Origin of the sequence: Vibrio sp. 10N.222.46.A1 (assembly GCF_041473595.1) — a bacterium.
Taxonomy (GTDB): Bacteria; Pseudomonadota; Gammaproteobacteria; order Enterobacterales; family Vibrionaceae; genus Vibrio; species Vibrio tasmaniensis_A.
The window spans coordinates 1-533 of record NZ_JBFRSN010000648.1 but is presented as its reverse complement, the minus strand read 5'-3'; the positions used below and the strand labels follow the sequence as shown (position 1 = coordinate 533).

The 533-nt window shown below is 47.7% G+C and carries 1 protein-coding gene and 1 pseudogene; both read left to right on the top strand.

Annotated features, from left to right (window positions below):
• Window positions 1–222 (top strand): ATP-dependent helicase C-terminal domain-containing protein (locus AB4496_RS17625; RefSeq protein ID WP_372131503.1); only part of this gene is annotated, 222 nt, incomplete at its 5' end.
• A pseudogene (locus tag AB4496_RS17620) lies at window positions 219–533 on the top strand (penicillin-binding protein 1B); the annotation flags it as partial. The gene AB4496_RS17625 and the pseudogene AB4496_RS17620, both read left to right, overlap by 4 nt.

The following is a 533-nucleotide window of genomic DNA, read 5'->3' as shown; positions in this document are numbered from 1 at the left end:
GATTCACCCTTGATTGCCCAAGGGCGTAAAAAGGTCGTGCTTGAGTTGCTCTCTCCTGCGCAACGACCACTGCAAATTACTCAGGATTTAGCCGGCTTTTGGGCTGGCGCGTACAAAGAAGTACAAAAAGAAATGAAAGGCCGTTACCCCAAACATCCTTGGCCGGATGACCCTGCTAACCATGTAGCAACCACTAAAACTAAACGACAGTTGAACCGATGATGACCAAAATGTTAACGCCAAAAAAGGCACCACCTAAAAAAGCGCCAGCAAAGAAGTCACCAACGACCAAAGCCAAGCCTAGAAAGCCAAGAGCGTCAGCGAAAAAGACTAAACCTAAGGCTAAGCCGTCTGGCAAGAGAGGTTGGTTGAAGATTCTGTGGGGCATTTCTTGGAAAGCTGGCTTAGCACTTGCCGCATTGCTGTTGTTCGTCGGTATTTATCTGGATTCAGTGGTTAAGCAGCGTTTTGAAGGTCAGCTTTTTGATCTGCCAACCGTTGTTTATGCTCGTGTGTTGGATCTGTCTCCTGGT